Below are 7,112 nucleotides of genomic sequence, written 5' to 3' on the forward strand. Positions count from 1 at the left end.
GGAGGCCGACCGGCTGGTGGCCGGGCTGCCGGTGCTCCGCCTGGGGGGCCTGGCGCAGGACGAGGCCGCGGCGCTGGTCGCCGGTGCTGCCGGAACGCCGGTGGCGCCGGGGCGTCTCGCACCGCTGCTCGCCCTGGCCGAGGGGAACCCGCTGGCGCTGCTGGAGCTCGCCGGCGACGACCTCGACGTGCTCGCCACGGACCCCGCCGAGCTTCCGGCCCGGGTCCCCGACACGGTCACCGCCGCGTTCGCCCGGCGGCTGGACCTGCTCGACGACGCCTGCCGCGCGGCGCTCCTGGTCGCCGCGGTCTGCGGTGGGGACCTCCTGGTCACCACCCAGGCCTGCGCGCTGCTGGGCGTCGCGCCCGACGCGTTGGCCGAGGCCGAGGACGCTGGGCTGGTCTCGGTCCGGGCCGGCCAGATCGCCTTCCGGCACCCGTTGGTGCGGGCCGCGGTGTACTCAGGGGCCGGGGCCCGGGAACGCCGCGAGGCCCACGCCGCGGTCGCCCAGGCCCTGCCCGAGGGCGACGACGACCGCCGCGCCTGGCACCTGGCCGAGGCCGTCTGGAGCCCGGACGCCGCGGTCTCCGACCTGCTTGCCGAGGCCGCCCAACGCGCTCGGGCCCGCACGGCGTACTCGGTGGCCTCGGGGGCCTTCGAGCGTTCCGCACGGCTGAGTCCCGACCCCGGGCGGAGGAGCGAGCGACTCCTGCTGGCCGCCGAGGGGGCGTGGTCGGCGGGGCTGACCGAGCGTGCGTTGTCCCTGCTGGACCAGCACGCTCGTCAGGAGCCCGGATCGGTGTCCCAGGCCCGCGAGCTGGCGTTGCGCGGGGCGATCGCTGCTCGCACCGGCCGGCTCGAGGAGGCTCGGGCGATGCTGCTCGCGGCTGCCGAGCTCAGCACCGACCCGGCCGAGGAGTGCGTGCTGATCGCCGACGCGGTGCACGCCAGCTTCTACCTCGCCGGAGCACCGGCCGCCTCGCGGCTCGCCGCGCGGCTGGTGGAGCTCACCCCTTCCGTCACCGACCCCAAGGCACTCGCGCTGGGCCACATCGCGATCGGCCTGGCCCGCATCCTGGCCGGGGAGGCGGGGGGCGCGGAGGACCTGCGCGCCGCCGTACCGCTCATCAGTGCCACCGACGAGCTGCTGCGCGACCCGCACCGGCTCTCCTGCGTGATGCTGGTCCCCTTGTTCCTCCGTGACGCGACCGAGGGACGTGCCCTGCGCCGCTTCGTCGACGAGGTGCGTGGGGAGGCCGGGGTCGGCGCCCTGCCCGCCGTCCTGTTCCACGTTGCCCGGGACCAGGCCACCACCGCGGCCTGGGCCGAGGCGGAGGCGAACTACTGCGAGTCGGTCCGGCTCGCCGAGGAGACCGGCCAGGTCACCGAGCGGGTGATGTCGCTGGCCGGGCTGTGCTGGCTCGAGTCGCGGCTCGGGCGGGCCGAGGAGTGCCGCCGGCACGCCGAGGACGTGCTCACCGCCCCGGGCTCCCTCGACCTGCACCTCGCGGGGGCCTGGGTGCGCTACGCGCTGGGCGACCTGGAGCTGTCGATGGGACACCCCGCGCGCGCGGTGGAGGAGTTCCGCGCCCAGGGGGCGCTGCTACGGCGGCACGAGCTGGCCGACGTCGACCTCGTCCCGGGGCCCGAGCTGGTCGAGGCGCTGCTGCGCCTCGGGGACGCCTCCGCGGCGAAGGACGTTGGGGCCTCGTACCGGCGTGCGGCCGAGGCCAAGGGACAGCCCTGGGCGATGGCCAGGTCGGCACGGGCCGCGGGGCTGGTGAGCGAGGTCGACGCGGCGGAGAGCTGCTTCGAGCACGCGCTGCACCTCCACTCAGGCACCCTCGACCGGTTCGAGACCGCGCGGACCCGGCTGGTCTATGGAGAGTGGCTGCGCCGCGTGGCCCGACGGGTCGACGCGCGGTCCCAGCTGCGGGCGGCACTGGAGGACTTCGAGGACCTGGGCGCGGCACGCTGGGCCGAGCGTGCCGCCCTGGAGCTGGCGGCCACCGGGGAGACGGTGCGCCGGCGGGACGCCGACCCGCTCACCCAGCTCACTCCGCAGGAGCTGCAGGTCAGCCTGCTCCTCGTCGAGGGTCGCACGACGCGCGAGACCGCTGCGGCGCTGTTCCTCAGCCCGAAGACCGTCGAGTACCACCTGCGCAAGGTGTACACCAAGCTCGGCATCGGCTCACGCACCGAGCTCGCCGAGGTGCTCGGCGCCGCGTGACGGGCGGCCGCCCTCGTCCCGCGTGTGTTGCGGTGTGGACCCAAACGACAGGAAATCCGGCCCAGGAGCTGTCGTTTCGGTCCAATCGGCACCGCCGCGTCGGCGGGGCAGGGACGGCGCGCCACGGCCGTCTCACCGTGTCCGTGGGTGGGCCCGGCTGGAGTCGTGCCGGGCCGTAGGGCAGGCTGGCCCTGTGTCACCGACCACGGAAGGGCCTGGGGACGCCTCCCGACCGCGGTCCGGGGAGGGTGCCGGCCACGAGGACGTGGTACGCCGGGCGATCCGGACCTACGCCGCACGGCAGCCGGAGCTGCGCGAGGCGACTCAGGCGTACCTCGCGATGGTGACCGCCGTGCTCGACGACGCCGGCATCAACTACCTCAGCATCACCGGACGCACCAAGAGCGTGGTGTCGTTCGCCGCCAAGGCGGCGCACCAGGCCCACGGCGTGCCCGTGTACGCCGATCCGCTGGCCGAGATCACCGACCAGATCGGGCTGCGGGTGATCACCTACCTGCGCGACGACGTCCAGGCCGTCGCCGACGTGCTGACCGACCAGTTCCGTGTCCTCGGTGACCGCGACCTGGGCCAGGAGACCGCCGACGAGGGACGGTGGGGTTACGCCAGCCGTCATCTCCTGGTGACGCTCGACCCGGCCTCGAGTCCCCCGCCGGAGCTCGACCGGCTGGTCGGCCACCGGGCTTCGGTGCAGCTGCGGACCGTGCTCCAGCACGCGTGGGCGGAGTTCGAGCACGACATCCGCTACAAGGGCACCATCCCCCCGGAGCACGCCTCGGACCTCGACCGGCGCTTCACCCTCGCCGCCGGGCTCCTCGAGCTCGCCGACCGGGAGTTCAGCGCGATCCGAGACCGCGTGCACGCCAAGCCGGTCGGCCCGCGCTCGGCACCGGACCCACGAGACCCCCGGATCAGTCCACAGGAGCTGACGGCGTACCTCACCGGCAAGTACGCCGAGGCCAGCTGGTCGCGCACCGATCACTACGCCTGGATCGCCGGCCTGCTCCTGGAGCTCGGCATCACCTCGCTGGACGAGCTCGACGTCCTCCTCGACTCCGTCGACGGCGACGAGGTCCACGAGCGGATGGGGTACAGCTACCCGGCCGGAGCGGTCCGCCGACTCGATGACGCGCTTCTCGCCGTCTTCGGCCGCCGCTACGTCGGGCTCACCGCAAACGCCCACCGACGGGACCGGCTCACCGCCAGGCTCGAGAGGCTCACGTCGTTCGACGCGGGCGGCTGAGGTCACCGCTCCGAGCGGTCTCCGCTGCCCCCTGACCCGCGTCTACTGGTGCGTACGACGTACCAGGCGCGTCGTACGCACCAGTAGACGCGAGTGGGGCGACGGGCGACGCGGGTGGGGCGACGCGCGACGGGCAGCCTCAGCGGCGGTCGCGCATCGACGCCTGCCGCACACCGTGCCGGGCCAGCAGGAAGACACCGAGCCCGATGACGAGCACCCACGCGGTGTCGAGCACGAACGCCAGCCCGACCAGGATCAGCAGCACCGGCAGGAAGGGGATCCGCCGCGGCGGACGATGGCGTACGGCGGGCGGTGCCGGGCGGGGGGCGCGCACGAGCGGACCGGGGAGGTCCCGGAAGACCTTCGCGAGCTCTCCCCGGGTGCGCGCCGCGAGCACGACGTCGAGCCGCTGGTCGTACTCCTCGCGCTCGAGGCGTCCGGCGGCGAAGTGCTCGCCGAGCGCGTGCGCGGCGGCGTCACGCTCGGCGTCGCTGAGCCGCACGTTGCCCTGCACCACCTGGACCTGGAACGACGCCAGCGCCGGCCAGGCCTCGTGGGCCTGGCGCAGCATCCGGTCCCAGCCCTGCTGGCGGCGCGGGTGGCTCATTCCGGGTCACCCTCGGCGAGCAGCCCGTAGAGCCGGCGCCGGGTCTCGCCGAGGATCTCGATCGCCTCGGCGCGCTGCTGGTCGGTGCCCGACACCATGATCTGCCAGACCGCCGACATCACCTGTCCGGCGACCGGCTTCAGGTCGCCGATCCGGGGGCGCGGCGGCACCGGCTCGTCGGCGTCGAAGGGCCGCCAGGTCGCCTGCAGCTCCTCGGCGTGCTCCGCGACGTAGTGCCGGCCGGCGTCGGTGAGCACCAGGAGCCGGCGTCCCTCGGACTCCTCCCCCTGCACCAGCCCCTCGTCCTCGAGCTGCTGGACCGTGGGGTAGACCGAGCCCGGGCTCGGCTTCCAGGCGCCGCCGCTGCGCTCGGCGATCTGCTGGATGATCTGGTACCCGTTCATCGGCGCCTGGGCGAGCGCGTCGAGGATCGCGGCGCGGACGTCGCCACGACGGACCTTCGGGCCCCGCCCGCCGGCCAGGTCCGGGCCACCGAAGCTGCGCACGAGCTCCATCACCCACGGGGGCGGTCCCTGACGGCCTCGCGAGGCCGATCCGCCCATGTCCTCCCAGCCGGATCCGCTCCAGCCGTACCCGCGTCCGTGTCCCATGTCCGACTCCTCTGCGCTGTGTCGCGATACGTCGACGATATATCGCTACACCAAGGCCTTTCAAGCCCCCCAGCGACCCGCTCCAAGCGGGGCCCAAGTCGGGCCCAACTCGTTCCCGAGCGGTCCCCCCCACGCTGAACGTCGTCCGACCAACGACATCGCAGAAAGACGACACACCATGTCTGGCTTCCTCTTCCGGCTCGGCCGCGGCGCCGCCCTCCACCCCTGGCGGACCCTCGCGGCCTGGCTCGTCCTTGCCGTCGCCGTGCTCGGCCTCGCCTCGACCTTCGGCGGCACCCCGCACGACGACTACGACATCCCCGGGGCCCAGGCCCAGCGGGGCATCGAGCTGCTCCGCGCGCACACCCCCGGCATGGGGGACGCCGGCGCCCGCGTGGTGGCCCACACCACCGACGGCACCGCGCTCACCGAGGCCACGCTGACCGCGCTCACCGACCGGCTCGCCGCGATGGACCACGTCGCCGCGGTCTCCCCGCCACGGATGAGCACCGACGGCGACACCGCCCTGCTCACCATCCAGTACGACGTCCCGGTCACCGACGAGGACCTGATGGGCAACCTCGAGCCGCTCGACGCCGCGGTGGCCCCCATCCGGGACAGCGGGGTCCAGGTCGAGCTCGGCGGGGACGTGCCCGAGAGCGCGGCAGCCCCGATGAAGGGCCGCGGCGAGCTGATCGGCGTGGTCGCCGCGCTGGTGATCCTCGTCCTCGCCTTCGGCTCGGTGGTCAGTGCCGGGCTGCCCGTGGGGGTCGCCCTGGGCGGGTTGATGGTCGGCTCGGCCGGCATCACCCTGCTCGCCGCCACCACCGAGGTGAGCACGGCGGCCCCGATGGTCGCCAGCATGGTCGGCCTCGGGGTCGGGATCGACTACGCGCTGCTGCTGGTCACCCGGCACGTGGAGTACCTGGCCCGTGGGTACGACGCCGCCGAGGCCGCCGGCCGGGCCGCGGCGACCGCCGGACGTTCGGTGGTGTTCGCCTCGGCGACCGTCCTGGTCTCGCTGCTGGGGCTGCGTCTGGCCGGCCTGCCGGTCTACTCCTCCTTCGGCTTCGCCACCGCGATCGCCGTGGTGGCCGTGATGACCTCCGTGCTGACCCTGGTCCCGGCGCTGTGCCGGCTGGCCAACCGTCGGCTGCTGCCCCGTGCGGTTCGCCGCGGTCGCGAGCACGGCGGATCCCCCTGGCTGGCCGCGTGGGCCACCCGGGTGGGTCGCCGCCCCCTGCCCTGGGCGCTCGCCGCGGTGCTGGTCATGCTCACCCTCGCTGCACCCGTGCTCGACATGCGCACCTGGCCCCAGGACGCCAGCAGCCAGTCCCGTGAGGTCACCACCCGCAAGGCCTACGACCTGGTCGCCGACGAGTTCGGCCCCGGCGCCAACGGCCCGCTGGTGCTGGCAGTGGACCTCGCGAAGGTCCCCGCGGCCGCGCTGCCCGGTGTGGTCGCCTCCGTCGAGTCGACGCCGGGCATCGCCGGGGTGAGCCCGGTTCGCCGCTCCCCCGACGGCGCGGTCGCGGTGTTCGAGGCGGAGCCGGAGTTCGGCCCGACCGACGCGCGCACCAGCGACCTGGTCGCCGACGTACGCGCCGAGGTGCCTGCGGGCGTCGAGGTGACGGGCACCAGCCCGTTGTTCGCCGACATCGCGGACCTGCTGGGTGAGCGGGTGTGGCTGGTGATCGGCTTCGTGATCGCGGTGTCGGTCCTGCTGCTGACCATGATGTTCCGCTCGGTGGTCGTGCCGCTGAAGGCTGCCGCGATGAACATGCTGTCGATCGCTGCGGCGTACGGCGTGGTCACCGCGATCTTCCAGTGGGGCTGGGGCGCGCAGCTGCTCGGGCTGGACCACGCGATGCCGGTGTCGACCTGGATCCCGATCCTGCTGTTCGCGATCCTGTTCGGTCTCTCGATGGACTACGAGGTGTTCCTGCTCTCGCGGATCCGTGAGGACTACCTGGACACCGGCGACGCCCGTGGCAGCGTCGTGCGCGGCCTGACCGGCACCGGCCGGGTGATCTCCGCGGCGGCGGCGATCATGGTCGCGGTCTTCCTCGGCTTCGCCTCCGAGGTCGACGTGGTCGTCAAGCAGATCGGCGTGGGCCTGGCAGCGGCCATCGCACTGGACGCGACGCTCGTGCGAATGGTGCTGGTGCCCGCCACGATGGCCATGCTCGGTCGCTGGAACTGGTGGATGCCGGCGTGGCTGGACCGGCTGCTGCCGACCGTGCACGGCGAGCTGCCCGACTACGGGTCGGCCGCCCCGGTGGCCGCCGCCGTCCCGGCGCACCCGGAGCCGTCGCCGGCGGGCGAGCGCACCCCGGCGGGCGTGTGAGCACCCGAGGAAGCGACCGCTAGAAGCCGTACCGGTCCCGCTGGTCGTGGAGCCAC

Annotated in this window: 5 protein-coding genes; 3 read left to right on the forward strand and 2 right to left on the reverse strand. The window is 74.1% G+C overall.

What is annotated here, in order from left to right:
- Both PLP61_RS13135 and PLP61_RS13140 read left to right on the forward strand, forming a co-directional pair.
- Positions 1–2,230: helix-turn-helix transcriptional regulator (locus PLP61_RS13135; RefSeq protein WP_324503185.1), on the forward strand; the 2,230-nt coding region annotated here is incomplete at its 5' end.
- 193 nt (positions 2,231–2,423) lie between these two features.
- A complete protein-coding gene (locus PLP61_RS13140) occupies positions 2,424–3,491 on the forward strand; it encodes a GTP pyrophosphokinase (RefSeq protein WP_324503186.1) in 1,068 nt (355 codons plus the stop codon).
- Between the two features lie 139 nt (positions 3,492–3,630).
- On the opposite strand, the gene PLP61_RS13145 is transcribed toward PLP61_RS13140, so the two are convergent.
- The gene (locus PLP61_RS13145; protein ID WP_324503187.1) at positions 3,631–4,098 is read right to left on the reverse strand and encodes a DUF1707 SHOCT-like domain-containing protein; all 468 of its coding nucleotides are present in this window, start codon (positions 4,096–4,098) and stop codon (positions 3,631–3,633) included.
- Positions 4,095–4,709 carry a PadR family transcriptional regulator gene (locus PLP61_RS13150; protein WP_324503188.1) on the reverse strand — a complete coding sequence of 205 codons (615 nt, stop codon included), beginning with the start codon at positions 4,707–4,709 and terminating at the stop codon, positions 4,095–4,097. The genes PLP61_RS13145 and PLP61_RS13150 overlap by 4 nt, the downstream gene beginning before the upstream one ends.
- Positions 4,710–4,887: 178 nt before the next feature.
- Between PLP61_RS13150 and PLP61_RS13155 the strand changes: the two genes are divergently transcribed.
- A complete protein-coding gene (locus tag PLP61_RS13155; protein WP_324503189.1) occupies positions 4,888–7,056 on the forward strand; it encodes an MMPL family transporter in 2,169 nt (722 codons plus the stop codon).
- Positions 7,057–7,112: the final 56 nt, after the last annotated feature.

It is taken from the genome of Nocardioides sp. (assembly GCF_035429765.1).
GTDB lineage: Bacteria > Actinomycetota > Actinomycetes > Propionibacteriales > Nocardioidaceae > Nocardioides.